Here is a 26970-nt window from a genome sequence, read left to right on the forward strand (position 1 = left end):
TCGTGCCCGTGGCACCGGTGGCATCGGTGCGCCCGCTCACGCCGGTGTCGCCGGTGCGCCCGGTCTCGGCGTCGTTGCCGGTGCGCCCACTCGCGCCCGTGGCACCGGTGGCATCGGTGCGCCCGGTCGCGACGGTGTCGCCGGTGCGCCCGGTCTCGGCGTCGTTGCCGGTGCGCCCACTCGCGCCCGTGGCACCGGTGGCATCGGTGCGCCCGCCCGCGACGGTGTCGCCGGTGGCATCGGTGCGCCCGCCCGCGACGGTACCGCCGGTGCGCCCACTCGCGCCCGTGGCACCGGTGGATCCGGTCGCGGCGGCCTCACCGGGGAGCACGGTCGCGGCGGCCTCACCGGCGACACCGGCGCCTTCGGCGCCATCCGTGAGCCCGGTCGCGGCGGCCATCACGGACTCCTCGGTGGCCTCGGCGCGCGGGATCTCGGCCACCAGCCGGCCCTCGTGCATCACCAGGACCCGGTCGGCCATGCCCAGCACCTCGGGCAGATCGGAGGAGATCATCAGCACCGCGAGCCCGTCGGCGGCCAGTGACGACAGCAGCCGGTGCACCTCGGCCTTGGTGCCAACGTCGATCCCGCGCGTGGGCTCGTCCACGATGAGCACCGTGGGCTCGGTCGCCAGCCACTTGGCGAGCACGACCTTCTGCTGATTGCCGCCGGAGAGCACCCCCACGTGGTCGGCGAGGCTGCCGTACTTCAGCTGGAGCCGGACCGCCCAGTCGGCCGCGCGGCCGCGCTCCAGCGCGCGTTTCACCAGCCCGGCACGGCCCAGCCGGTCCAGGCCGGTCAGCCCGATGTTCCGCTCGATGGACATCTCCATCACCAGCCCCCGCTGGCGCCGGTCCTCGGGGACGAGCGCGAGCCCGGCGTCCATGGCGGCGGTCGGCGAACCGGGCCGCAGCACCGCCCCGTCGACCCGCACCTCGCCCGCGTCCGCCCGGTCCACGCCGAAGACGGCCTGGGCGACCTCGGTGCGCCCGGCGCCGACCAGCCCGGCGAGCGCGACGATCTCACCGCGCCGCACCTCGAAGGAGACGTCCCGGAAGACGCCCTCACGGGTCAGCCGGCGCACCGCCAGCGCGGTCTCGCCGACCCGGCTGTCCTGCTTGGGGTAGAGCTCGGCCAGGTCCCGGCCGACCATGCGGCGGACCAGGGCGTCCTGGGTGAGCCCGGCCAGCGGCTCGGAGGCCACCAACCGGCCGTCCCGCAGGGTGGTGACCCGCTGGCAGAGCTCGAAGATCTCCTCCAGGCGGTGGGAGATGAACAGCACGGCGGCGCCCTCGGCGCGCAGCGTCTCGACGACCGAGAAGAGCCGGGCGGTCTCGCTCCCGGTGAGCGCCGCCGTCGGCTCGTCCATGATCAGCACCCGGGCGTCGAAGGAGAGCGCCTTGGCGATCTCGACGATCTGCTGGTCGGCGATGGACAGACCCCTGGCGGGCCGGTCCGGGTCGAGTTCGACGCCGAGCCGCGCCATCAGGGCGGCGGTGGAGGTCCGTACGGCCCTGTGGTCGATCCGGCCGAGGGCCCGACGGGGCTGACGGCCCATGAAGATGTTCTCGGCGATGGACAGATCGGGGAAGAGCGTCGGCTCCTGGTAGATGACGGCGGTGCCGACGTCACGGGCGCCGGCGGGGCCGTGGAAGACCACCGGTTCGCCGTCCAGCAGCACCCGGCCGGAGTCGGGCCGGTGCACCCCGGCGAGGATCTTGATGAGCGTCGACTTGCCCGCCCCGTTCTCACCGGCCAGGGCATGGGCCTCACCGGCGAAGAGCTCGAGCGAGACGTCCCGGAGGGCCCGTACGGCGCCGAAGGATTTGTTCACCCCCTCGAGGGCGAGGACCGGCACACCGGTCGAAGCAGGCTGGCTCACGGAGTCTCCTGACGCGTACGCGGGGGCAATAAATGAAATGTTTCAATGCCGGATTCCGGGAAGCTAGCCGCGCCCCATGCGACCGTCAAGGGGGTGTGCACGGGATATGCCCACATCGCTCCAGCCCCCTTGACGCGCGCCGAGCCCCGGCCCTACGGTCCAGGCGCCTTGGGTTGAATCGTTTTCATCGATCGTTCCCATCCAGCCGTCCCTGGAGGAAGCCCATGATCAGCAGACGCCACCTGCTCGCCACCACCGCCGCCACCGGTACGGCCCTCACGGGTCTGCCCGCCCTCACCCCGTCCGCCACCGCCGAGGAACGCCCCGGCGCGGGGCTGCGGGTCCGGAGCACCACGGTGGAGTACGCGCCCCACCCGCTCGGCCTCGACACCGCCCGCCCCCGGCTGAGCTGGATCCTCGACTCGGACGCCCGCGACCAGCTCCAGAGCGCGTACCACATCCGGGTCGCCACCTCCCCCGACCGGCTCGGCGAGCCGGACGTCTGGGACAGCGGCAGGACGACATCGCGCCAGTCGGTCCTGGTCCCCTACGACGGCCCGGCCCTGCGCCCGCGCACCCGCTACCACTGGTCGGTGCGGGTCTGGGACGGCCACGGCCGTCCCTCCGCGTGGTCCGCCCCCGCCTGGTGGGAGACCGGGCTGCTCAACTCCGGTCAGTGGCAGGCCCGTTGGGTCGCCGCGCCCGCCGCGCTGACCGCGCCGCCGTCCCTGGAAGGCGCCTCCTGGATCTGGTTCCCCGAGGGGGATCCGGCCACCGAGGCCCCGGCGGCCACCCGGTGGTTCCGTACCACCGTCCACGCCCCGGGCACCGTCCGCCGCGCCCGGCTGGTGGTGGCGGCCGACGACGGCTTCACCGCCCATGTGAACGGCACCGAGGTCGCCGCCCGCGAGGCGGTGGGCGTCCTCAAGGCATGGAGCCATCCGGTCACCGTCGACGTCACCGAATTCCTCAGGCAGGGCGCCGCCACCCTCGCCGTCGCGGCCACCAACGCCGAGAAGGGCCCGGCCGGGCTGCTCGCCACCCTGGAGCTCACCACCGAGGACGGCACCACCCACCACCACACGGACGCCACCTGGCGCACGACCGACGCCGAACCCCCCGCCGGCTGGGCGGACCCGGACCACGACGACAGCGGCTGGGCCACCGCCAAGGAGCTGGCGGCCTGGGGCGGCGGGCCCTGGGGCAAAGTGCTCCCCCTCCAGTCCCCCGCCCAGCTGCGCCGCACCTTCCGGCTGACCAAGCCCGTGGCGCGCGCCCGGCTCTACTCCACGGCCCTTGGCCTCTACGAAGCCCACCTCAACGGCGTCCGCGTCGGCCGCGACCAGCTCGCGCCCGGCTGGACCGACTACCGCAAGCGGGTGGCGTACCAGACCTACGACGTCACCGACGCCCTCCGCCGTGGCACGAACGCCCTCGGGGTGACCCTCGCCACCGGCTGGTACGCGGGGAACATCGCCTGGTTCGGCCAGACCCAGTACGGCGACCACCCCGCCCTGCTCGCCCAGCTGGAGGTCACGTACACCGACGGCAGCACCGAGCGCATCACCACCGACCAGCAGTGGCGCGCGGCCACCGGCCCGCTGCTCACCGCCGACCTGCTGATGGGCGAGGAGTACGACGCCCGCGCGGAGACCCCCGGCTGGACCTCACCGGGCTTCGACGACACCGGCTGGCAGCCCGCCGTCACGGCCACCGACATCACGGCCGAGGTGGTGGCCCAGACCGACGCCCCGACCCGGGTGGAACGCGAGATCAAGCCGGTCAAGGTCACCCAACCCGCGCCCGGTGTCCACCTCTTCGACCTGGGACAGAACATGGTCGGCAGCGTCCGCCTCACGGTCTCCGGCCCGGCCGGCCACAAGGTCCGGATCCGCCACGCCGAGGTGCTGGGCCCGGATGGCACCGCCTACACGGCCAATCTGCGCACCGCCCGCCCCGTCGACACCTACACCCTCAAGGGCGGCGGCCGGGAGACCTACGAGCCGCGCTTCACCTTCCACGGCTTCCGCTACGTCGAGGTCACGGGCTATCCGGGAACGCCCTCCCGCGACGCGATCACCGGCCGGGTGATGCACACCGACGCCCCGTTCACCCTGTCGTTCCACACCGACTCGGCGATGCTCAACCAGCTGCACTCCAACATCACCTGGGGGCTGCGCGGCAACTTCCTGTCCATCCCCACCGACACCCCGGCACGGGACGAACGGCTCGGCTGGACCGGCGACATCAACGTGTTCTCCAGCACCGCCGCGTACACCATGGAGTCCGCCCGCTTCCTCACCAAGTGGCTCCAGGACCTGCGGGACGGCCAGACCGACGAGGGCTCCTTCCCCGATGTGGCACCGCACCTCGGCGACGTCGGCAACGGCGTGGCGGGCTGGGGCGACGCCGGGGTGACCGTGCCCTGGAACCTCTACCAGGCGTACGGCGACACCCGGGTGCTGCGCGAGAACTGGCCGGCCATGCGGCGCTGGATCAGCTACCTGGAGCGGCACAGCACCGACCTGCTGCGGCCCGCCGAGGGCTACGGCGACTGGCTCAGCGTCGAGGCGGACACCCCCAAGGACGTCATCGCCACCGCCTACTTCGCCCACGTCACCGACCTCGTCGCCCGCACCGCACACGTCCTGGGCGAGGACCCGGCCCCGTACGAAGACCTCCTGACCCGCGTCAAGGCGGCCTTCAACCGCGCGTACGTCTCCGCCGACGGCAGGATCAAGGGCGACACCCAGACCGTGTACGTCCTGGCGCTCTCCATGGACCTGCTCCCGGCGAACCTCCGCACACCCGCGGCCGATCGCCTCGTCGCCCTCATCGAGGACCGCGACTGGCATCTGTCCACCGGTTTCCTCGGCACCCCGCGGCTGCTTCCGACCCTCACCGAGACCGGTCACACCGACGTCGCCTACCGCCTGCTCCACCAGCGCACCTTCCCCTCCTGGGGCTACCAGATCGACCGGGGCGCGACCACGATGTGGGAGCGCTGGGACTCGATCAAGCCGGACGGGAGCTTCCAGGACGTCGGGATGAACTCGTTCAACCACTACGCCTACGGCTCGGTCGGCGAGTGGATGTACCAGAACATCACCGGGATCGCCCCCGCCGCCCCCGGCTTCCGCGAGATCCTCATCCGGCCCCGCCCCGGTGGCGAGGTGCGCTCCGCCGAGGGCCGCTACGACTCCCTCCACGGCCCGGTCACCACCCGCTGGTCGCAGGGCGGGGACAACGGCGGGGACTTCACCCTCACGGTGTCCATCCCCGTCAACACCACGGCCCAGATCTGGGTCCCGGCGCGCCGCGCGGCCGATGTGACCGCTCGCGGCGCCCGCCTGCTGCGCATGGCGGACGGGTGCGCGGTGTTCGCCGTGGGGTCGGGGACCCACCACTTCTTGACGCGTGGCCGACCGCGCGGCTAGGTTTCTTGAATCGTTTCATGAAGGAGATTCATGTCTGACGTTCCAGCCGTGAAGGCGGCCCTCAAGAGCCAGGCGGTCGAGACGCCGTCATGGGCGTACGGCAACTCCGGAACCCGCTTCAAGGTCTTCGCCCAGCCCGGTGTCCCGCGCACCCCCCAGGAGAAGCTGGACGACGCCGCCCAGGTGCACGCCGCCACCGGGGTCGCCCCCACGGTCGCCCTGCACATCCCCTGGGACCGGGTCGAGGACTACGGGGCGCTCGCCAAGTACGCGGAGGAACGCGGCCTGAAGCTGGGCGCCATCAACTCCAACGTCTTCCAGGACGACGACTACAAGCTGGGCTCGGTCACCCACCCCGACCCGGCGGTCCGTCGCAAGGCGCTGGGCCACCTGCTGGAGTGCGTCGACATCATGGACGCCACGGGCTCCCGCGACCTCAAGCTGTGGTTCTCCGACGGCACCAACTACCCCGGCCAGGACGACATCGCGGCCCGTCAGGACCGCCTCGCCGAGGCGCTGAGCGCGGTCTACGAGCGCCTCGGCGAGGACCAGCGGATGCTGCTGGAGTACAAGTTCTTCGAGCCCGCCTTCTACACCACGGACGTCCCGGACTGGGGCACCGCCTACGCCCACTGCCTCAAGCTGGGCCCCAAGGCCCAGGTCTGCGTGGACACCGGCCACCACGCGCCCGGCACCAACATCGAGTTCATCGTCGCGCTCCTCCTGCGCGAGAAGAAGCTCGGCGCCTTCGACTTCAACTCCCGCTTCTACGCGGACGACGACCTCATGGTCGGTGCCGCCGACCCCTTCCAGCTCTTCCGGATCATGTACGAGGTGGTCCGGGGCGGCGGGCTGACCTCGGGGGTCGCCTTCATGCTCGACCAGTGCCACAACATCGAGCCCAAGATCCCGGCGATCATCCGCTCGGTGATGAACGTCCAGGAGGCCACGGCCAAGGCCCTCCTGGTCGACCGCGACGCCCTCGCCACGGCCCAGCGCGAGGGCGATGTGCTCGGCGCCAACGCGGTCCTGATGGACGCGTACAACACCGACGTACGGCCGCTGCTGGCCGAGGTCCGGGAGGAACTGGGCATCGCCCCGGACCCGATGGGGGCGTACCGGGCCTCGGGGTGGGCGGAGCGGATCGTGGCGGAGCGGGTGGGGGGAGAGCAGGCGGGCTGGGGTGCGTAACGCCTGCGGCGGGCCCTTCCCCACCCCGCCCCTTCCCGAACCCGGGGGCAAGCCCCCGGACCCCCTCCGGCGCTCCGCCCCGGACCCGCTGGGGCTCCGCCCCCGACCCCCGGTCCTGTCCCGGCACCCCGAGGCTCCGCCACACGCTCCCAAGGCCCGCCCGGGGTCCCGAGGCTCGGTCCCGGGCCCTGCCGTCAGCCCCGGGGCTTCAGCGCAAGCCCCTGATCCCATCGGGCGCGCCCACGCCGGGCCCGCTTCTCGTCACCGCATTCGCTGAGACCGGTCCACACCCAGAGGAAGACATGACCGCAGAACCGCATCCCGAGGCGGCCGCGCTCCTGGAGCGCTCGCATCGTCTCGGTGCCGACCCCCGCAATACCAACTACGCGGGGGGAAACACCTCCGCCAAGGGCACCGCGACCGATCCCGTCACGGGCCAGGACGTCGAGCTGATGTGGGTCAAGGGCTCCGGGGGCGATCTGGGCACTCTCACCCACTCCGGGCTCGCCGCGCTCCGGCTGGACCGCCTTCGTGCGCTCACCGGTGTCTACCCCGGGGTGGACCGCGAGGATGAGATGGTCACGGCGTTCGACTACTGCCTGCACGGCAAGGGCGGGGCCGCGCCGTCCATCGACACCGCCATGCACGGCCTGGTGGACGCAGCCCACGTCGACCACCTCCACCCCGACTCCGGTATCGCCCTCGCCTGCGCGGCCGACGGCGAGGCGCTCACCAAAGAGTGTTTCGGCAACCAGGTCGTCTGGGTGCCCTGGCGCCGCCCCGGCTTCCAGCTGGGTCTGGACATCGCCGCCATCAAGAAGGCCAACCCCCAGGCCATCGGCTGCGTCCTCGGCGGCCACGGCATCACCGCCTGGGGCGACACCTCCGACGCGTGCGAGGCGAACTCGCTCCGCATGATCCGCACCGCCGAGGAGTTCCTCACCGCACGCGGCAAGGCGGACCCGTTCGGCCCCGTCATCCACCCCACCCTCCCCGAGGCCGAGCGCCGCGCCCGCGCGGCCGCCCTGGCCCCCGTGATCCGGGGCCTGGCCGCCACGGACCGCCCCCAGGTGGGCCACTTCACGGACAGCGACACCGTCCTGGACTTCGTCTCCCGCGCCGAACACCCCCGCCTGGCGGCCCTCGGCACCTCCTGCCCGGACCACTTCCTCCGCACCAAGGTCCGCCCCCTGGTCCTGGACCTCCCCCCGGACACGTCCCTCGACGACACGATCACCCGGCTCAAGGAACTCCACACCGCGTACCGCACCGACTACGCGGCCTACTACGAACGCCACGCCACCCCCGACTCCCCGCCCATGCGGGGCGCGGATCCCGCCATCGTGCTGATCCCCGGAGTCGGGATGTTCAGCTACGGCAAGGACAAGCAAACGGCCCGCGTGGCAGGCGAGTTCTACGTCAACGCGATCAACGTCATGCGCGGCGCGGAAGCCGTCTCCACCTACTCCCCCATCGAGGAGTCGGAGAAGTTCCGCATCGAGTACTGGGCGCTCGAAGAGGCCAAGCTCCAGCGCATGCCCGAGCCGAAGCCCCTCGCCAGCCGCGTCGCCCTGGTGACCGGCGCGGGGTCCGGCATCGGCAGGGCGATCGCCCACCGCCTCGCGGCCGAGGGCGCGTGCGTCGTGGTCGCGGACATCGACGCCGAATCAGCCGTGGCCGTGGCCCAGGAGCTCGGCGGCCCGGACAAGGCCACGGCGGCCACCGCCGACGTCACCTCGGAAGAGCAGATCAAGGAAGCGTTCCACCAGGCGGCGCTGGACTTCGGCGGCGTGGACATCCTCATCAACAACGCCGGGATCAGCATCTCCAAGCCCCTGCTCGAGACGACCACCGCCGACTGGGACCTCCAGCACACCATCATGGCGCGAGGCAGCTTCCTGGCCTCCCGCGAGGCAGCGAGGACCTTCATCGCCCAGAACACGGGCGGCGACATCGTGTACATCACGTCCAAGAACGCCGTGTTCGCGGGCCCGAACAACATCGCCTACTCCGCGACCAAGGCCGACCAGGCCCACCAGGTCCGGCTCCTGGCCGCGGAATTGGGCGAGCACGGCATCCGCGTCAACGGCGTGAACCCCGACGGCGTCGTCCAAGGCTCCGGTATCTTCGCGGGCGGCTGGGGCGCACAACGGGCGGCCGTGTACGGCGTCCCCGAGGAGAAGCTGGGCGAGTTCTACGCCCAACGCACCCTGCTCAAGCGCGAAGTGCTCCCCTCCCACGTGGCGAACGCGGTCTTCGCCCTCGTCGGCGGCGACCTCACGCACACCACGGGTCTGCACGTCCCGGTCGACGCCGGCGTCGCGGCGGCGTTCCTGCGCTGACACGCGCGTGCGGGGGCGGGGTCCGGAGGCCCCGGCCCCCGCCCCGTACGAACCACAGCAACCACCACGCACCCCACCACCCACCACGAGGTCCACGTGCCCACCACAGAACACCGCTTCGCCGCCGTGGACCTCGGTGCGTCCAGCGGCCGCGTCATCGTCGGGGAGGTCACCCCCGAACGGCTGACCCTCCACGAGGCGCACCGCTTCCCCAACCGGCCGACCCGCGTCCTGGGCACCCTGCACTGGGACGTCCTGTCCCTGTACCAGGGCGTCCTGAACGGCCTCAAGGCAGCTGCCGTGCATACGGGCGACGGCCTGACCAGCATCGGCATCGACACCTGGGCCGTCGACTACGGCCTGCTCGCCGCCGACGGCACCCTGCTGGCCAACCCCGTCCACTACCGCGACACCCGCACCACCGGCGCCGCCGAAAAGGTCGCTGCCGCGCTCCCGCCCCAAGCCCTGTACGCCGCCACCGGCATCCAGCACCTCCCCTTCAACACCATCTACCAGCTCACAGCGGCCCAGGGCACCCCCACCCTCAGCGCCGCCCACCGCCTCCTCCTCATCCCCGACCTCATCTCGTACTGGCTGACCGGCGAGCCCGGCACCGAACTGACCAACGCCTCCACCACCCAGCTGATCGACCCCCGCACCCGCGACTGGGCCGCCCCGGTGGCAAGGGCGCTGGGCATCGACCTGTCGCTCTTCCCGCCCCTGCGCCGCCCGGGCGACCCCGCCGGAACCCTGCGCCAGGACGTTCTCACCGAGACCGGCCTCACCCACCCCCTCCCCGTGACCGCCGTCGGCTCGCACGACACCGCGTCCGCCGTAGTCGGCGTACCGGCCACCACACCCGACTTCGCGTACATCGCCACCGGCACCTGGTCCCTCGCCGGGCTCGAGTTGGACGCGCCGGTGCTCACCGAGGAGAGCCGCGCGGCCAACTTCACCAATGAGCTGGGTGTGGACGGCACGGTCCGCTATCTGCGCAACATCATGGGCCTGTGGATGCTCCAGGAGTGCGTCCGCACCTGGGACACCGAGAACGCCCGGACCACCCGAGCCACCAGCGCGGACCTCACCGCCCTGATCCGGGCCGCGGCCCAAGCCACCCCCCTCCGCTCCGTCGTGGACGCCGGCGACCCCGCCTTCATCGCCCCCCACCACATGCCCGACCGCATCGCCGACGCCTGCCGCCGCACGGGCCAGCCCGTCCCCCGCACCCCCGCCGAGACCACTCGCTGCGTCCTGGACTCCCTCGCCCTGGCCCACCGCCGCGCGATCGAGGACGCCACCCGGCTGTCCGGCCGTACGGTCAGCGCCGTGCACATCGTCGGTGGCGGTGTGCACAACACACTGTTGTGCCAGCTCACCGCCGACGCCTGCGGCCTCCCCGTGATCGCGGGCCCGGCCGAGGCGGCGGCCCTCGGAAACGTACTGGTCCAGGCGCGGACGGCCGGAGTGATCACCGGTGGGCTGCCCGAGTTGCGCGCCCTGCTTCACAGCACCCAGCCACTGAGGCAGTATGAGCCCACAGGTGATCATTCGGCGTGGGACCGGGCAGCCGCCCGGCTCGGGGACGCACAGGTCACAACGGCCACCAGCGGCCGGGCAAAGGCCGCCACCGGCCAGGGCGACGAGGAGGAACCGTGCGCGTAGCGCTCTTCATCACCTGCGTCAACGACACCCTCTATCCGCGCACCGGCCAAGCCGTGGTCACGCTCCTGAGGCGCCTCGGCGTGGAAGTCGGCTTCCCGGAGGCGCAGAGCTGCTGCGGCCAGCCGCAGTTCAACACCGGCTACCGGCACGAGACCGAACCGCTGATGCGCCGCTACGCCACGGCGTTCCGCGACTACGAATACGTGGTGACCCCCTCGGGGTCATGCGCGGCGATGGTGCGGGACAACTACCCCCGGATGGGCGCGAAGGCCGCCGCCGAGGGGCGTGGCCAGGAGCTCGCGGACGCGGCGGCCGAGGCCGTGCCCAAGACCTACGAGCTCACCGAATTCCTCACGGATGTCCTGAAGGTCACGGATGTCGGCGCTTACTACCCGCACACCGTGACCTACCACCCCACCTGCCACGGCCTGCGGATGCTGAAGCTCGGCGACCGCCCGCGCTCGCTCCTCGCCGCCGTGAAGGGGCTGAACCTGGTGGAGCTGCCGGGCGCCGAGGAGTGCTGTGGCTTCGGCGGGACGTTCGCCGTCAAGAACGCGGCGGTCTCGGCGGCCATGGGGGCGGACAAGGCGCGCAACATCACGGCGACCGGGGCCGAAGCGGTGTGCACCCTCGACAACTCCTGCCAGCTGCACATCGGCGGCACACTCGCCCGCCAGGGCTCCACGGTCCGCCCCGTCCACCTCGCCGAGATCCTGGCCAGCACGGAAGGAGACGTCTGGTGAGCGGAACCCACCAGGCCACCTACCTGGGTATGCCCGCCTTCCCCCAGGCGGCCGACGCCTCGACCCGGAACACCCAGCTGCGTGCCAACCTCCGCCACGCCACCCACACCATCCGCGCCAAGCGCGCCACGGCCGTGGCGGAACTGGACGACTGGTCGCGGCTGCGCGCCGCGGGCGCGGCCATCAAGGACCGTACGCTGCGCCATCTCGACCACTATCTGGAGCAGCTGGAGAGCGCGGTCACGGCGGCCGGCGGCCAGGTCCACTGGGCGGCGGACGCGGACGAGGCGAACCGGATCGTCACCGAGCTGGTGCGGGCCACGGGCGAGCGCGAGGTCGTCAAGGTCAAGTCGATGGCCACGCAGGAGATCGGTCTGAACGGCGCGCTCGCCACGGCCGGGATCACCGCGTACGAGACCGATCTCGCCGAGCTGATCGTGCAGCTCGGGGACGACCTCCCGTCGCACATCCTGGTCCCGGCGATCCACCGCAACCGGGGCGAGATCCGGGACATCTTCACGGAGAAGATGTCCCAGTGGGGCCGCCCGGCCCCGGAGGGGCTGACCGACGCGCCCGCCGACCTCGCCGAGGCCGCGCGGCTCCACCTCCGCGAGAAGTTCCTGAACGCCAAGGTGGGGATCTCCGGGGCCAACTTCATGGTCGCGGAGACCGGCACGCTCGTGGTCGTGGAGTCCGAGGGCAACGGCCGGATGTGTCTGACCCTGCCCGAGACGCTGATCTCCGTCGTCGGCATCGAGAAGGTGGTGCCCACCTTCCAGGACCTGGAGGTCTTCCTCCAGCTCCTGCCGCGCTCCTCGACCGCCGAGCGGATGAACCCGTACACCTCCACCTGGACCGGCACCACGGACGCCGACGGTCCGCGCACCTTCCACCTCGTCCTGCTCGACAACGGCCGCACCGACACCCTCGCCGACACCGTGGGCCGGCAGGCGCTGCGCTGCATCCGGTGCTCGGCGTGTCTCAATGTGTGCCCGGTGTACGAGCGGGCGGGCGGCCATGCGTACGGATCGGCGTACCCGGGCCCGATCGGCGCGATCCTCACCCCCCAACTGCGCGGCACCCAGAGCGAACTGGACGCCTCGCTCCCGTACGCCTCGTCCCTGTGCGGGGCGTGCTACGAGGTGTGCCCGGTCGCGATCGACATCCCGGAGATCCTGGTCCATCTGCGCGAGCGGGTGGTCGAGGGCGGCCCCGTCTCCGTCCGCGGCACCCGTACGGTCATCAAGCCCGCCAAGGGCCACGCCGCCGAGCGCGCCGCGATGCGCGCCGCCCGCTGGGCCCTGGACCACCCCCGGCTGCTGCGCACCGGCCAGCGGCTGGCCTCCCGCACCCGCCGCTTCCATCCGCGGCGGCTGCCCGGTCCCGGGCGGGCGTGGAGCGAGACGCGGGAGCTGCCGAAGGTGCCGGAGGAGTCGTTCCGCGACTGGTGGCAACGCACCCGGGGCGGGAGCGACGCCGGGAGCCGCACAGAGGGAAGGAAGAACACCACATGACCCCGCGAGACTCCGGCTCCCAGAACCCTGGCCCCCAGAACCCCGGCGCGCACCGTCCCGCCGCCCAAAGCCCCGCCGCCCAGAACCCTGGCACCCAGAACCCCGGCGCCCCGGGCCCGGACTCGCGCGCCCTGGTCATGGCCCGCATCCGTCGCGCCCTGGCCGATGTGCCGCGCGCCGAGACACCCGGCGAGGTGCCGGTCGAGCGCACGTACCACCGCGTCCACGGTGACCGCACCGCCGACCGGACCGCGGACCTCCTCGCGGAGAACCTCGCCGACTACCGGGCGATCGTCCACCGCGCCGACACCCCGTCGCCCCCCGACACTCCGTCCTCCCTCCCGGCCCTGATCGCCCGCCTCCTCGCCGACCGCGGCGCGACCAGCGTGGCCGTACCCGCGGGCCTCCCGGACTCGTGGCTGTCCGCCGTCCCCGACTCGGTGCGCCGGGTTCCGGATACGGCGGAGCTGACCCCGCACGACCTGGACGCGGTCTCCAGCGTGGTGACGGGCTGCGCCGTGGCCATCGCCGAGACGGGCACCGTGGTCCTGGACGCCGGGCCCGACCAGGGCCGTCGCCGCATCACCCTGGTGCCCGACCACCACATCTGCGTGATCCGCGTCACCGACCAGGTCGTGAGCTCCGTCCCCGAGGCGCTCGAACGCCTCGACCCGGCCCGCCCGTTGACCTGGATCTCGGGACCGTCCGCGACCAGCGACATCGAACTCGACCGCGTCGAAGGCGTCCATGGCCCCCGCACCCTCGAAGTGATCCTCACCGGGCCGGAATCCGCAGGTCAGAGCTGATGGATCGACAGGGGAGCCCGGAGGCATACCTCCGCCGTGGCGGGGCATATGCCATGGGGACATAGAGGGGAACACCTGCGCGGGGGATGCGGTCTTCCTCACATACCGCCGGTAACACCCCTGTTGGGCGGTTTACGCCGATGCCATTGTCGGTAGGGGCCTCTACTCTTATGGTCATGCGTCCGACTCCTACTCACCAACCTGCCTTACTGACCAGCCCCGCCACCGACCAGGCCAACGAGGCGATACGCGTCTTTCTGCGGGCCCGGGCAGGCCGGGCACTGCGGCCCTCCGAGCGGGCCGAGTACAGCCGGTTGCTGAAGGTCTACACACGGGCGTTGCGCGGCGAGGTGGAAAAGGCCGCCTGAGCGGCACGGGGGCGATGCGCGCAACGGCCCGCGCCACCCACGAAGGTGAGAGCGGCCGACCACAGGTGAACATCGGGGGGACGCCATGCGGGCCGTGGGGAAGATCGTCTTAGGGGCACTGTCGGTGGGGCTCCTGGGGGTCGCCGGTTACGGCGGATACAACCTCTACTCGGGCGTCACCGGCGGCGACACCACCGCGGCCCATGACGGTCCGGTGACCGGGGACGAGGCCCGGCAGACCGCGCGGGAGTTCCTGGACGCGTGGGCGGACGGCAATGACATGCTCGCCGCCGGGCTCACCAACGACGCCGAGTCGGCCATCGGCGCCCTCAGCGGCTACCGCGACGACGGGCATGTGAAGAAGGTGACGACCACCCCGGGCACGGCGCGGGGCACCACGGTCCCGTTCACCGTCAAGGCCGAAGTGGTCTTCGGCAAGGCCCGATCCAGCTGGACCTACACATCGCGGCTGACCGTGGTGCGCGGCCGGACGACCAAGAAGCCGCTGGTCGACTGGAGGCCCTCGGTCCTCCACCCCAAGCTGGGCGCCGATCAGTCCGTACGGACGGATCTGGCGGACAATCCGCCGGTCCGGGTGCTGGACCGGGACGGCAAGGAGCTGCGGCAGGGCCGCTATCCCTCGCTCGACCCGGTGCTGATCGCGCTGCGCGCGAGATACGGGGCCGACGCGGGCGGCCGGGCCCGGGTGGAGGTCTCCGCGGTCAAGCCCGACGGGACCGCCGGGGCCACGCTGCATGTGGTGACGAAGGGCACCCCGGGCACGCTGCGCACGACTCTGGACGCGGGGGCACAGCAGAGCGCGGAGAAGGCGGTGGCCACGCGCGACGGGGCCTCCGTGGTGGCGCTCAAGCCCAGCACCGGGGAGATCCTGGCGGTGGCCAACTCCGACCAGGCCGAGTTCAACGCCGCGTTGCAGGGGCAGACGGCGCCGGGGTCCACGTTCAAGATAGTCACCGCGGCCACTCTGCTGGAGGCGGGCAAGGTCAGCCCGAGCCGCCCGGTGCCGTGTCCGAAGACGGCGGCGTACGCACAAGGCATGATGTTCCACAACGTCGAGGACAGCGAGAACCCCGCCGCCACCTTCGCCCAGGACTTCGCGGCGTCCTGCAACACCGCGTTCGTATCGCTCGCCGGGGCCGTGCCCGATGGCGCGTTGGCCCAGGAGGCGCGGGCGGTGTTCGGGCTCGGGCTGGACTGGCGGGTCGGGGTCACCACCTTCGACGGCGAGGTGCCGGGCGGAAGCGGCGACGACAAGGCCGCGGCCATGATCGGCCAGGGCACGGTCCAGATGAATCCGCTCACCATCGCCTCGGTCGCGGCCACGGCCCAGACGGGCACCTTCAAGCAGCCCGTCCTCGTACCGCGCTCCGTCGACCACCGGGAGATCGCCACCAGCGACCGCGGCCTCAGCCCGGCCACCGTCACGCAGCTCAAGGCCATGATGCGGCTGACCGCCACCAGCGGCACCGCCGCCCGGGCGATGTCCGGGCTCACCGGCGACATCGGCGCCAAGACGGGTTCGGCCGAGATCGACGGCCAGCCCAAGACCAACGCCTGGTTCACCGCCTACCGGAACGATGTGGCGGCGGCCGCCGTGGTCACCGGCGGCGGGCACGGCGGGGACGCCGCCGGGCCCGTCGTCCGCGCGGTGCTCGAGGCGGGCTGAGACGCCCGGCCCCTCAGCTCTTCAGCCGCTCACGCAGCTCCTCGGCGTCGGCCAGGAACCACGTCTGCCGTCCCCGATTGCACTCGCGGACGAAGTCCCGCAGCGCCGAACTGCCCTCCGTATGACGGGAGATGTCGCCGAGGACCACCAGCCCCATGGCGTACTGCACGAACTTCTGGATGATGTCCCCGGCCACCCGCGTGCTCAGCCGGAAGAACGCCTCGTCGAACCGCTCGACCGGGAGGACGACCCACTGGGCGCCCTGGTACCCGGCGTTGCCGATGAGATCCAGCGCGTCGCGCTCACCGCCGATGGTCTCGCCCTCGGCGGCACACATCAGGACGGGGACACCGTGGATCGTCTGCACATCGCTCATGGTCGCCAAGGCTATGGGCGCACCACGGGTGCGGTCGACAGCATTTCCCCAGCTGCCCCGACGCTTCGTACAAGGGTTGGTCGAAGGGGTTGTCTATGGTCTGGCCCACGCTCTAGCCTGGCGCGGCACCCGCGACACAGCAGCACCTGCCCGCGCAGAGGGGATTCTGGCGTGAAGCGCACGTCCCGCGACATCCGCACCGCCAACCGCTACGGGGTGCTGCGCCATATCGTCGCCCAATCCCCCGTCTCCCGGCAGGAGGTGGCCGCCGCCACCGAGCTGAGCCTGGCCACCGTGGCGAATCTCGTCGGGGAGCTGCTCGACCTCGGGATGCTGGTGGAGGTCGGCTACGAGGACTCCGACGGCGGCCGGCCGCGCGGACTGCTCGCGGTCAACTCCTCGGGCGGCGCGCTGATCGGGGTGGATGTGGCGGAGACGTACATCCATGTCGAGCTGTTCGACCTGGCGCTGACCGTCCTGGCCCGCGCGGACGAGGAGTTGCGCCCGGAGGAGAACGACCCGGCCAAGGTGGTGGCGCATATCGCCGCCGCCGTGTCCTCGGTGGTCGAGCAGGCGGACGTGGCCGCGGACCGGGTGCTGGGCGTCGGCGTCAGCATGCCGGGCCAGGTGGACCGCGAGGGCGGGGTCTCGGTCTTCGCCCCCAACTGGGACTGGCATGACGTCCCGCTGCTGCGGCTGCTGGCCGAGCACATTCCCCACCCCCTCCACCTCGACAATCCACTGCGCGCCTGCACGGTGGCCGAGCAGTGGTTCGGGGCGGCGCGGGGGCGGAACGACGCCGTGGTGGTCAACCTCGGTACGGGCGTGGGGGCCGGGCTGGCGCTCGGCGGCACCCTGCACCGAGGGGTCAGCAACAGCGCCGGGGAGTGGGGGCACACCACCCTCATCCTGGACGGACGACAGTGCCACTGCGGCAACCAGGGGTGTGTGGAGACCTACGTCGGCGCCCCCGGCATCATGCGGAACCTGCGCGAGCTGAGCCCGGACAGCCCGCTGCTGCACCCGGACGACCAGACGGCCACCATCGAAGCGCTCGGCCGGGGCCTGGCGGAGGGCGATCCGGTGGCCGCGAAGGTCGTACAGGCCACCGCGCGCTATCTCGGCGCCGCGCTCGCCGATCTGATCAACCTGCTCAACCCGGAAGTGATCGTGCTCAGCAGCTGGGTGGCGGCCGCCCTCGGTGAGCCGCTGCTCATCGAGGTGCGCGAGGCGGTGGCGGTGCGCGCGCTGCGCCGCCCGCTGGCGAACACCGAGATCGTGCTGTGCCCGATCCCGTCCAACCCCGTGAGCCTCGGCGCGGCGACCTTCGCCCTGGAGGGCTCGCTCGCGTCGGTGGGCCTGAAGAACCGCCGCACCGCACCGAGGAACCGCAGCACGCCCTGAGAGACCGCGGTCACCACTTTCGTGCCCGGTCGGCGCGGCTGATTCCCGTCCCCGCGCGGGGTGCGCAAGTCTGCCATGGGAGCGTTCCCATAGCGGCTTCCGCACCCCTTTCGTTCGACGCCTCGAACCACCCGGCGCCGCCCTGACGCGACGTCACCTCCCTTACCGCTCCCACTTCGTCCAACCCCTTGCCGAAGTCTTCGTCTATGGCTAACGTCCCGCTGCACCAAGGAACGTGACGGAACCTGGCGGCGACGGAGACGAGGACGTCATATGTCGAACATCAGCAGAGGCAGGGACTGGGACCGCCGCGGCGTGCTGCGCGCGATGGGCGGGGCGGCGGCCCTCGGCGGACTCGCCGCCTGCGGTTCGAACACCGGCCGCTCGGGCGGCGGCGGTAAGTCGATCAAGCAGATGTACCACGCCTATGGAGAGCAGGGCACCCAGCAGGCCGCGAAGAAGTTCGCCGACGCCTACGGCAAGGCCAAGGTCACCATCGAATGGGTGCCGGGCGAATACGAGTCGAAACTGGCGACCACCCTGCTGGGCTCCGGGGCACCGGACGTCTTCGAATACCACCCCGATCTCCAGCTGGTGCGCTCCCGGCAGATCGTCCCCCTCGACGACATCATCGCCGATGTCAAGGACGACTTCCTGCCGGAGGACATCACGGCGAATTCCGTGGACGGGAAGATCTACGGCATCCGTATGATCGACGATCCGCAGTTCTTCTTCTACCGCAAGTCCCTCTTCGAAAAGGCCGGGGTCAAGCCTCCGGCCACCTTCGACGAGCTGATCGACGCCGCGCACAAACTCACCAGCGGCAAGGTCAAGGGGCTGTACATCGGCCAGAACCTCAAGACCATCAGCAAACCGCTGGTGTGGTCGACGGGACCGCACTATCTGGACGCGGACCACAGAATCGCCTACCACACCGACAATCTCGTGGAGACCCTCACCAAGGCACGGGAGCTCTACAGGAGCAAGTCACTGCTCCTGGGCGCCCCGACCGAGGTCTGGGACCCGGCCAGTTTCCTCCAGGGTCTGTGCGCCATCCAGTGGTGCGGCATATGGGCGATACCGGCGATCCAGAAGGCGTTCGGCGACGACTTCGGGATCTTCCCCTTCCCCAGGTCCGGCGCCAAGGGGCGCCAAGTGGTCTACAACGGCGGCTGGTCCACCTATGTGTCCGCCAAGGCCAAGGACGTCGACGCGGCCAAGGCATTCGTCAAATGGCTGTGGATCGACCAGAAGAAGTACCAGCAGGAGTGGGCGCTGGACTACGGATTCCACATCCCGGCGCGCAGGAGCATCGCCGCCGGGGCGGACAAGCTCAAGAGCGGAGTGGCGGCCGAGGCGGTCGAACTGTTCAACACCCACGGTGTCTTCGACGACCCGTACTGGACCGAGGGGATGTTCAACATCCTGCTCGACGCGGTGGTCAATTCGGTGCGCGACAGCAAGAGTCCCGAAGCCGAACTCGACAGCGCCGACAAGAAGATCGAGCGCGCGCTGAAGAAGCTCGGATAGGTCCGGCGACCGGAACCGTCATGGCGACCACCACACCCACCCCCAGTGCCGCCAAGGGCCGAGCGCCCCGAGGAGCGGCCCCCGCCCGGCGACGGCCGCGCGGTCTCGGCGGCTCCCGCGGCCGCGCCCTCAACTTCTGGCTCTTCACCGGCCCGTTCCTGATCGGGCTGATCGTCTTCGTCTATGTGCCGATCGGCTGGAGCCTCTGGCTGAGCCTGCACAACGCCCAGGGCACCGTCACCCCCACCGAGTTCGTCGGTCTCGGCAACTACGCCGATATGCTCGGCGACGGCGATTTCGTGGACAGTCTCGTCAACTTCACGATCTTCGCCGCGATCATCGTGCCGATCACCTACGCCCTCTCCCTCACCCTCGCGCTGCTGGTCCACCGCATCCGCTTCATGAAGGCGTTCTTCCGGTCGGTCTTCTTCCTCCCCACCGCGTGCAGCTTCGTCGTGGCCTCGCTGGTGTGGAAGATGTCGCTGTTCAACGGCTTGCGCTACGGGATGCTGAACACCGTGCTGGGCTGGTTCGGTATCGACTCCATCGCCTGGCTCGCCTCCCCGCATCCACCCTGGTACTGGCTGGTGATCTGCTCCGCCCGGCTGTGGCTGCAATGCGGCTTCTACATGATCCTCTTCCTGGCGGCGCTCCAGAACATCCCGCGTGAGCTGTACGAGGCGGCGGCCGTGGACGGCGCGAAACCGGGCTGGCAGACGTTCCGCCACATCACCCTGCCGCAGCTGCGCGCCACCTCGGTCGCGGTCGTCCTGCTGCTGCTCATCGCGGCGTACCAGGCGTTCGACGAGTTCTACAACATCCTCGACGAGGGCCGGGCCACCTGGGGCCGGCCGCCCCTGGTCGACCTCTACCTCCAGGCCCTCGGCGCCAACCAGGACTACGGCCACGCCAGCGCGGGCGCACTGATCCTCGCCCTGCTGATCGCCCTGGTGACCCTGGCCCAGGGCCGGTTCCTCGGCTTCGGAAGGGGCGATGAGAAGTGACCGTCACGACGCCCGGGCCCGCGGGGGCCCGCAAGCGCACCCCGCGCTCGGTCATGAGCGGCACCGGGCTGTACCTCGCCCTCGGCGTGGCGACGGTGCTGTTCCTGGTGCCCTTCTATCTGATCGTCCGCAACGCCCTGTCCACCGACGCGGACATCACCGGCGAGAGCTGGCGGTTCTTCCCCACCGACCTCCAGTGGGGGAACGTCAAGGAGCTGTTCGACGACCCCTCGGTGCCGTTCGCGAAGGCCCTGTGGAACTCCACGGTGGTGGCCGTGCTGCACACCCTGGGCACCCTGCTGGTCTGCTCCCTGGCCGGGTACGGCCTGGCCCGCATCCCGTACGCCCACGCGAACAAGGTGCTGTACGCGGTGCTGTTCACCCTGATGGTCCCGGCGGCCGTGACCTTCGTGCCGAGCTATGTGCTGGTGTCCTCGCTCGGCTGGGTCTCCTCGCTGCGCGGTCTGATCATCCCGGGGCTGTTCAGCGGATTCACCGCGTTCCTCTTCCGTCAGTACTTCCTGGGCTTCCCCAAGGAGCTGGAGGAGGCGGCCCGGGTGGACGGGCTCGGCTACTGGGGCGCGTACTGGCGCATCGTGGTGCCCAATTCGCTGAACTTCTTCGCCGCGATCTCGGTCATCACCTTCATCAGCGGCTGGAACGCCTTCCTGTGGCCCCTGGTCATCGGCCAGGATCAGAGCTCGTGGACCGTGCAGGTCGCGCTGTCCTCCTATATGACCGCACAGACCATCAACATCCACCTGATCTTCATGGCAACGGCCGTATCGATTCTGCCACTTGTCCTGGTCTTCGTGTTCCTCCAGCGCTGGCTGGTGCAAGGTGTCGCACAGACCGGTATCAAGGGCTGACCGAGGAGAACGATGAGCTCCACGCAGCACACGCCACTGCCCTACTACGAGGACGTCTCCCCCGGCGCGGGAGCGCTGCCACCCCGCCCCTGGACCCCATCCTCCGACGCCGCGCGGCTGAGCCTGAACGGGACGTGGTCGTTCCGGCTGTCGCCGACCGCCACCGCCGAGGACGACTCCTTCGCCCGCCCGGGCTACGACGCCCGTGGCTGGGACGAGCTCCCGGTGCCCGGCCACTGGGTGCTGCACGGTCACGGGGCACCGATCTACACCAATGTGCGCTACCCCTTCCCGGTGGATCCGCCGCGCGTGCCCGACGAGAACCCGACCGGCGACCATCTGCGCGTCTTCGACCTGCCCGGCGACTGGCCGGCCGGCGGGGACGCGGTCCTGCGCTTCGAGGGCGTCGAGTCCTGCGCCCGGGTCTGGCTCAACGGTGAGGAGCTGGGCACCTTCAAGGGCAGCCGGCTGCCGCACGAGTTCGCGGTCGGCGGTCTGCTCCAGCCGTCGGGCAACGTACTGGCCGTACGCGTCCACCAGTGGTCCTCCGGAAGCTATCTCGAGGACCAGGACCAGTGGTGGCTGCCCGGGATCTTCCGTGAGGTGACGCTCGAGCACCGCCCCGAGGGCTCGCTCGACGACTACTTCGTCCACGCTTCGTACGACCACACCTCGGGCGAGGGCACACTGCGGATCGACGCCGACCCCGGCGGCCGGGTCACCGTGCCCGAGCTGGGTCTCGACCTGGCCACCGGGGAGAGCGCCAGCGTCCCCGTCGAGCCGTGGACGGCGGAGACGCCCCGGCTGTACGAGGCGCGGCTGACCACCGTGGGCGAGAGCGTCCCGCTGCGGGTGGGCTTCCGTACCGTGGTGGTCGAGGACGGGCTGCTCAAGGTCAACGGCCGGCGGGTGCTCTTCCGCGGCGTCAACCGCCATGAGTTCCACCCGGAGAACGGGCGGGCGGTGGACCTCGCGACCATGCGCCGCGATCTGGTGCTGATGAAGCAGCACAACATCAACGCCGTGCGCACCAGCCACTATCCGCCGCATCCGGCCTTCCTCGGGCTCTGCGACGAGCTGGGTCTCTGGGTCATCGACGAATGCGATCTGGAGACCCATGGCTTCGTCGACCTGGACTGGCGGAACAATCCGGTGGACGACGACCGCTGGACCCCGGCGCTGCTCGACCGGGCCGAGCGGATGGTCGAGCGGGACAAGAACCACCCGGCCGTGGTGATGTGGTCGCTGGGCAACGAGTGCGGCACCGGGCGCGGGCTGTCCGCCATGGCCGACTGGATCCGGGAGCGCGACCCGTCCCGGGTGATCCACTACGAGGGCGATCTGTCCTGCGCCGACACGGACGTCTACTCGCGGATGTACGCACCGCACGAGGAGGTCGACCAGATCGGCCGGCGCACCGAGCCGCCGTGGGGCGATCCGGAGCTGGACGCGAAGCGCCGGGCGCTGCCGTTCATCGAGTGCGAGTACGCGCACGCCATGGGTAACGGTCCCGGCGGGCTGAGCGAGTACCAGCGGCTGTTCCAGGAGCATGAGCGCTGCCAGGGCGGTTTCGTCTGGGAGTGGATCGACCACGGCTTCACCCGGCGCGCCCCCGACGGCCGCTTCTACCACGTGTACGGCGGGGACTTCGGCGAGGAGCTGCACGACGGGAACTTCGTGTGCGACGGGCTGCTCTTCCCCGACCGCACCCCCTCCCCCGGCCTGATCGAGTACAAGAAGGTCATCGAGCCGGTGCGGATCGAGGGCGACGGGGCCGACGGCACGGTCCGGATCACCAACGGCCATGACTTCGCCGATCTGTCCCACCTCGTCTTCTCCTGGACCTATGAGGCCGAGGGCGAGGCGATCGGCTCGGGTGAGCTGGCGGTGGAGCCGCTGCCCCCGGGCGAGTCCGCCGTACTGAAGCTCCCGGCGCCGCCCGAGGCCGAGGCCGGGGCGGAGACCTGGTGGACGGTCGAGGCTCGGCTCGCGGCCGCGACGGCCTGGGCCGAGGCGGGCCATCCGATCGCCTGGGCCCAGCTCCCCGCCGCCACCCGGGCCCGCACACTCGCCTCGGGAGCGGCGCCGCGCCGCGACGGCGGCCGGATCGTGCTCGGCCCCGGCGTCTTCGACGCGGCCACCGGCGCCCTGACCTCGCTCGGCGGGCTCCCCCTCACCGAACCGCCCCGGCTGGACATCTGGCGCGCGCCCACCGACAACGACAACGGCGCGTCGTGGCAGCCGGACGAGCGGTGGGGCCTGATCTGGCGCCGGTTCGGACTGCACCGGATGCGGCACCGGACCGACGCGGTGGAGACGGAGCCGGACGGTGCGCTGACCGTCCGTACCCGCGTCGCGCCCGCAGCCGTGGACATCGGCCTGGAGACGGTCTACCGCTGGACCGCCGACGGGGACGGACGGCTGAGCCTGGCGGTCTCCGTCACCCCGCTGGGCGAGTGGACCTTCCCGCTGCCGCGCCTGGGCCTGCGGCTCGGGGTCCCGGCCGCGCTGGGCGACGCCGAGTGGTTCGGCGGCGGCCCGGGCGAGGCGTACCCGGACACCCGGGCCGCCGCGCGCGTGGGGCGGTGGGCGCTGTCGGTGGACGAGCTCCAGACGCCGTACGTCCGCCCGCAGGAGAACGGCGCCCGGATCGACGTCCGCTGGGTGCGGCTGACCACGCCGGACGGGTCGGGGGTGCGGATCGAGGGCGAGCCCGCCTTCTGGTTCACCGCGCGCCGCTGGACCACCGAGCAGCTCGACGCGGCCGAGCACACACCGGACCTCGAACCGTCGAACGAGACGGTGTGGGTGAACCTGGACCACGGCCAGCAGGGCATCGGCAGCCAGTCCTGCGGTCCGGGGGTGCTGGACGAGCACCGCCTGGACGCGGCCCCCGCCGAGTTCTCCTTCACGTTCACACGGCTGGAATGACCGGTGGAGCCGTGGTGTGCGGGCGTCGGTGGCACCCACGCCACGCAACCACGGCCCGGCGGGGCCCGGGGTATGCGTCAGGCGTCAGGTGTCCAGGACGCGGTGCAGGAACTGCTGGGTGCGGGCCTCGGCCGGGCTGCCGAAGACCCGCTGGGGCGTGCCCTGTTCGAGTACGACACCGCCGTCCATGAAGACCACGCGGTCGGCGGTGTCGCGGGCGAACCGCATCTCGTGAGTGACGACCACCATGGTCATGCCCTCGTCGGCCAGGGACCGCATGACCCCGGTGACCTCACCCACCAGCTCCGGGTCGAGGGCCGAGGTGGGTTCGTCGAAGAACATGATGGCGGGGTCCATGGCCAGCGCGCGGGCGATCGCCACCCGCTGTTGCTGGCCACCGGACAGCTGGGCCGGGTAGGCGTCCGCCTTGTCGGCCAGCCCGACCCGGGCCAGCGCCTCCCGGCCGCGCTCATCGGCCTCCTTGCGGCTGGTCTTCCGCACCTTGCGCAGCGCGAGGGTCACATTGCCCAGCGCCGTGCGGTGCGGGAACAGGTTGAACTGCTGGAAGACCATGCCGACGTGGCCGAAGATCTCGGGTGCGCGCTTGCGGTCGTGCAGGGGCACACCGTTGACCCAGACCTCTCCACGGTCGGCGCGTTCCAGGTCGCACATGATGCGCAGCAGAGTGCTCTTGCCGGAGCCGCTGGCTCCGATGAGCACCACGACCTCGCCCGCACCGACGTCGATGTCGACGCCCTTGAGGACCTCCAGGTCGCCGAAGCGCTTGTGCACGCCTGACAGGGCGACTTGGGCGGTGGTGGCGGGGGTCCGCTCCATGGGGGACTTGGTGATCATCAGGCGGTCACGGCCTTTCTCTCCATGCGCCGGACGACGACCGACAGCGGGGAACAGATGACGAAGTACAGGACGGCGATGGCCAGGTACGCCATGCCCGGGTGGCCGTCCCGGTCCACGATGGCCTGGCCCTCGCGGAGGAGTTCGGCGTAGCCGATGACGACGGCGATCGAGGTGTCCTTGACGAGCGAGAGGTACTGCCCCACCAGCGGGGGCAGCACGATGGCCCGGGTCTGGGGCAGGATCACGGACCCAAAGGTCTGGATGCGGGTCAGGCCCAGGACCCGCGCCGCCTCCCACTGGCCGCGCGGGACGGCCTCGATGCCGGAGCGGAAGATCTCCGCGACGTAGGCGCCCTGGAAGAGGGTGAGCGCGAGAAGGGCGGCGCCGAAGACGGAGATGTTCCCGATGCCCAGGTAGGCGGCGCCGAAGTAGATGAAGAGCATCTGCACCAGCAGCGGGGTGCCCCGGAAGACCTCCAGGTAGCAGCGGGCGAGCTGGGCCAGGACCGGGATGCGGCTGGTGCGGATCGCCGCGATGACCAGGCCGAGCAGGGTGCAGGCGGCGATGGCCGCGACGGAGAGCTCGACGGTGGACCACAGCCCGGAGCCGTACAGATCCCGGTTGGACCACAGGACGGACCAGTCCATCACGCCTCCTTGCGGATCAGGACGAGGCGGCGGACCGCGGTCCGCAGGCCCGCCAGGACCGACTGACGGGCGCGGATCGGGCGCAGCGGCGGCTTGAAGGCCGCGCGGCCGATCAGCTCGGCCACCAGCACGACCAGGTTGGTGAGCACCAGGTAGAGCACGGCGGCGATGCCGAACACCTGGATGGTGAGCAGGTTGCGGGCGTTGATCACCATGGCGGTGCCGGTGAGTTCGGGGACGGAGATGGCCGACAGCAGCGACGAGCCCAGGATGATCTGGACGAGCTGGTTGATCACGGCCGGATAGACGTTGCGCAGCGCCTGCGGGAGCACGACGTGCAGGAAGGTCCGGAAGGGGCTGAGGGCCAGCACGCGGGAGGCCTCGCTCTGGCCGCGCGGGACGGCCTGGATGCCGGCCCGGAAAATCTCGGTGAGGTACGCGCCGACGTTGACGCCGAGCGCCGCGATGCCCGCCTGTACGGGGCTGAGCCGCAACCCGGCCGAGGGCAGGGCGAAGTAGGCGACGAACATCTGGAGCAGCACCGGGGTGTTGCGGATGACCTCGACGTACACGGCGGCCGGGGCACGGACGAGGGCATGGCGCGACCGGCGGGCCAGGGCGCCCAGCAGCCCGAGGGAACAGGCGAGGACGAAGGCGGCGAGGGACAGCTTCAGGGAGAGCCAGGCCGCTCCGAGGTAGGTGGGCCAGTCCTGGAGGGCGTAGGTCCAGTCGGCGAACATGGGATTCCTCCACGGGGGGCGGCGGCCGAGGTGCCGCCGCCCGGCAGGGCTCAGTAGGACGGGTTGAGCGGGTAGACGGGCTTGACGCCGAACCACTTCTTGTAGAGGGCCGCGCTCTGGCCGGAGGTGTTGAACTCCCGCAGCCAGGTGTTGATCCACTGCGACCAGTCGGGGTCGCCCTGGCTCACCCCGATCGCGTTGTACTCCAGCGGTACGACCGATTCCTTGGTGACCTTGAGGGCGGGGTCGGCCTTGGCCTGGGAGTTGAGGAAGTTGGAGTCCTCGACCATGGCGTCGGCCTGGCCCTGCTTGACCGCGAGCACGGCCGCCGCCGAAGTGTCGTACTCCTGGATCTGCGCCTTCGGGTTGCCCTCCTTCACCGCGGCGCCGTTGGTGGAGCCCTTGGTGACCGCCACCTTCTTGCCCGAAAGGTCCTTTATGCCGGATATGTCGCTGGACTTCTTCACCATCAGTACCTCGCCGGCGACGATGTACGGATCACTGAAGGCGACCTGCTTCGCACGCTCGGCCGTGGTGGTGAAGTTGCAGATCACGGCGTCCACCTTGTGCGTGCGCAGATTGGGGATGCGGTTGGCGGAGGTGGTGTCGACGATCTTCGCCTTGACGCCCAGCGCCTTGGCCATGGCCTTGGCGACATCGACGTCGAAGCCCTGGGGCTTGTTGGCCTTGTCCGTCGAGCCGAAGGGCGGGAACGTCAGACAGCTGGCCACCCGCAGCGTGCCGCCGCGGGTCACCTTCTGGAGGGTGGAGTTCTGCGCCCGGTTGGCCGAGGTCTGGCTGGAGGAGCAGGCGGCGAGCAGGGAGGTGGCGGCGAGAGCGCTCACGGAGATCGCGGCCATTCTGCGGACATGAAGGCGTCGTCGTCCCACGGCGGGACTCCAATCGGGGGTGAAGAGCGGGAAGGATCATCGAGGCCGCGATCGACGATGACCGTCGGGCTCTGGGAATTCTGCAA

Annotated in this window: 19 protein-coding genes and 1 pseudogene; 14 read left to right on the forward strand and 6 right to left on the reverse strand. The window is 71.0% G+C overall.

All coding sequences use genetic code 11. The annotated features are described in order from the left end of the window. Positions 1–382: 382 nt before the first annotated feature. A pseudogene (locus ABD329_RS22165) lies at positions 383–1882 on the reverse strand (sugar ABC transporter ATP-binding protein); the annotation flags it as partial. A 224-nt stretch (positions 1883–2106) separates the two neighbouring features. On the opposite strand from ABD329_RS22165, the gene ABD329_RS22170 reads away from it, so the two are divergent. The 9 genes from ABD329_RS22170 (at position 2107) to ABD329_RS22210 (ending at position 15635) form a co-directional block, all read left to right on the forward strand. Further along, complete coding sequence (locus ABD329_RS22170; protein WP_344316789.1) at positions 2107–5319, forward strand: alpha-L-rhamnosidase; 3213 nt, start codon at positions 2107–2109, stop codon at positions 5317–5319. Between the two features lie 30 nt (positions 5320–5349). Beyond that, positions 5350–6510 (forward strand): L-rhamnose isomerase, encoded by a 1161-nt coding sequence (gene rhaI / locus ABD329_RS22175; protein ID WP_344316790.1) that lies wholly within the window; start codon positions 5350–5352, stop codon positions 6508–6510. Positions 6511–6812: 302 nt separating this feature from the next. Further along, positions 6813–8852, forward strand: a complete 2040-nt coding sequence (locus ABD329_RS22180; RefSeq protein ID WP_344316791.1) for a bifunctional aldolase/short-chain dehydrogenase — start codon at positions 6813–6815, stop codon at positions 8850–8852. A gap of 96 nt (positions 8853–8948) precedes the next feature. Then, a complete protein-coding gene (locus ABD329_RS22185; RefSeq protein ID WP_344316792.1) occupies positions 8949–10517 on the forward strand; it encodes a rhamnulokinase in 1569 nt (522 codons plus the stop codon). Further along, entirely contained in the window at positions 10508–11260 is a 753-nt protein-coding gene (locus ABD329_RS22190) for a (Fe-S)-binding protein (RefSeq protein WP_198282050.1), read from the forward strand. Before ABD329_RS22185 ends, ABD329_RS22190 begins: the two co-directional genes overlap by 10 nt. Positions 11261–11289: 29 nt before the next feature. After that, positions 11290–12774 (forward strand): lactate utilization protein B, encoded by a 1485-nt coding sequence (locus tag ABD329_RS22195; RefSeq protein WP_198282051.1) that lies wholly within the window; start codon positions 11290–11292, stop codon positions 12772–12774. 137 nt (positions 12775–12911) lie between these two features. Next, on the forward strand, positions 12912–13580 hold the full coding sequence (locus tag ABD329_RS22200) for a LutC/YkgG family protein (protein ID WP_198277382.1): 669 nt from the start codon (positions 12912–12914) through the stop codon (positions 13578–13580). A 176-nt stretch (positions 13581–13756) separates the two neighbouring features. Next, positions 13757–13948 carry a hypothetical protein gene (locus ABD329_RS22205; RefSeq protein WP_078559756.1) on the forward strand — a complete coding sequence of 64 codons (192 nt, stop codon included), beginning with the start codon at positions 13757–13759 and terminating at the stop codon, positions 13946–13948. A gap of 85 nt (positions 13949–14033) precedes the next feature. Next, a complete protein-coding gene (locus ABD329_RS22210; protein ID WP_198277380.1) occupies positions 14034–15635 on the forward strand; it encodes a penicillin-binding transpeptidase domain-containing protein in 1602 nt (533 codons plus the stop codon). 13 nt (positions 15636–15648) lie between these two features. Here the strand turns inward: ABD329_RS22210 and ABD329_RS22215 are convergent, their stop codons facing one another. Next, positions 15649–16011: a DUF4180 domain-containing protein gene (locus tag ABD329_RS22215; RefSeq protein WP_198277379.1), complete on the reverse strand. Its 363-nt coding sequence runs from the start codon at positions 16009–16011 to the stop codon at positions 15649–15651. Positions 16012–16182: 171 nt separating this feature from the next. On the opposite strand from ABD329_RS22215, the gene ABD329_RS22220 reads away from it, so the two are divergent. The 5 genes from ABD329_RS22220 to ABD329_RS22240 all read left to right on the forward strand — a co-directional run bounded on the left by ABD329_RS22220 (position 16183) and on the right by ABD329_RS22240 (position 23749). Further along, positions 16183–17415 carry an ROK family transcriptional regulator gene (locus ABD329_RS22220; RefSeq protein WP_198277378.1) on the forward strand — a complete coding sequence of 411 codons (1233 nt, stop codon included), beginning with the start codon at positions 16183–16185 and terminating at the stop codon, positions 17413–17415. A 273-nt stretch (positions 17416–17688) separates the two neighbouring features. Then, entirely contained in the window at positions 17689–18945 is a 1257-nt protein-coding gene (locus ABD329_RS22225; RefSeq protein ID WP_198277377.1) for an ABC transporter substrate-binding protein, read from the forward strand. Between the two features lie 20 nt (positions 18946–18965). After that, the gene (locus tag ABD329_RS22230; RefSeq protein ID WP_198277376.1) at positions 18966–19949 is read left to right on the forward strand and encodes a carbohydrate ABC transporter permease; all 984 of its coding nucleotides are present in this window, start codon (positions 18966–18968) and stop codon (positions 19947–19949) included. A gap of 53 nt (positions 19950–20002) precedes the next feature. Further along, positions 20003–20818: a carbohydrate ABC transporter permease gene (locus ABD329_RS22235; RefSeq protein WP_198277381.1), complete on the forward strand. Its 816-nt coding sequence runs from the start codon at positions 20003–20005 to the stop codon at positions 20816–20818. 12 nt (positions 20819–20830) lie between these two features. After that, a complete protein-coding gene (locus tag ABD329_RS22240) occupies positions 20831–23749 on the forward strand; it encodes a glycoside hydrolase family 2 TIM barrel-domain containing protein (RefSeq protein WP_198277375.1) in 2919 nt (972 codons plus the stop codon). Positions 23750–23833: 84 nt separating this feature from the next. Here the strand turns inward: ABD329_RS22240 and ABD329_RS22245 are convergent, their stop codons facing one another. Genes ABD329_RS22245 through ABD329_RS22260 form a run of 4 tightly spaced genes read right to left on the reverse strand, consistent with a single transcriptional unit; the run spans position 23834 to position 26839 of the window. Continuing rightward, on the reverse strand, positions 23834–24604 hold the full coding sequence (locus ABD329_RS22245) for an amino acid ABC transporter ATP-binding protein (protein WP_276328623.1): 771 nt from the start codon (positions 24602–24604) through the stop codon (positions 23834–23836). Further along, positions 24604–25254, reverse strand: coding sequence for an amino acid ABC transporter permease (locus ABD329_RS22250; RefSeq protein ID WP_037965080.1), 651 nt, complete (start codon positions 25252–25254; stop codon positions 24604–24606). The genes ABD329_RS22245 and ABD329_RS22250 overlap by 1 nt, the downstream gene beginning before the upstream one ends. Further along, positions 25254–25994: an amino acid ABC transporter permease gene (locus ABD329_RS22255; protein ID WP_037965082.1), complete on the reverse strand. Its 741-nt coding sequence runs from the start codon at positions 25992–25994 to the stop codon at positions 25254–25256. The genes ABD329_RS22250 and ABD329_RS22255 overlap by 1 nt, the downstream gene beginning before the upstream one ends. Before the next feature lie 50 nt (positions 25995–26044). After that, complete coding sequence (locus ABD329_RS22260; protein ID WP_309142726.1) at positions 26045–26839, reverse strand: ABC transporter substrate-binding protein; 795 nt, start codon at positions 26837–26839, stop codon at positions 26045–26047. Between the last annotated feature and the right edge of the window lie 131 nt (positions 26840–26970).

The sequence above is a fragment of the Streptomyces javensis genome (assembly GCF_039525925.1).
In the GTDB taxonomy this organism is placed as follows: domain Bacteria; phylum Actinomycetota; class Actinomycetes; order Streptomycetales; family Streptomycetaceae; genus Streptomyces; species Streptomyces asiaticus.